Source organism: Chryseobacterium sp. SIMBA_029 (genome assembly GCF_046535275.1).
In the GTDB taxonomy this organism is placed as follows: Bacteria; Bacteroidota; Bacteroidia; order Flavobacteriales; family Weeksellaceae; genus Chryseobacterium.
In genome coordinates this window covers 1-327 of the sequence record NZ_JAWRXA010000129.1, presented here as the reverse complement: position 1 = coordinate 327, position 327 = coordinate 1, and the positions used below count along the sequence as shown (strand labels likewise).

The following is a 327-nucleotide window of genomic DNA, read 5'->3' as shown; positions in this document are numbered from 1 at the left end:
AATACTGCCAGGTGATCCTGTACTGCTTGCCATAGGGGTGGCAAATTGTCCCGTATAATTAGCATACAGGTCAACAGATCCTGAAGCCACGGAAGTATCAATAGGCAGGGAAGGAGAATAGAAAAACCTCGGGGCATTGATCAGGACAGGTTCCCATTTGTCGGTGGCATCTTTCCAGTACCAATAGCCTATTCCTGTAATATCTTTGGTGGCTGCCGTAGAAGCAGAGGTACTGTATACCAGTGTTCCGGATTTTAATCCTGTGATATTCATCGCTTCAATATCGTTTCCGGACAGCTGTGGAAATGCGATTCCTGCTTTACCTCC

General features: G+C 46.5%; 1 pseudogene. It reads right to left on the bottom strand.

Going from position 1 to position 327, the window contains the following annotated elements:
* A pseudogene (locus tag SB679_RS23510) lies at window positions 1-327 on the bottom strand (hypothetical protein); the annotation flags it as partial.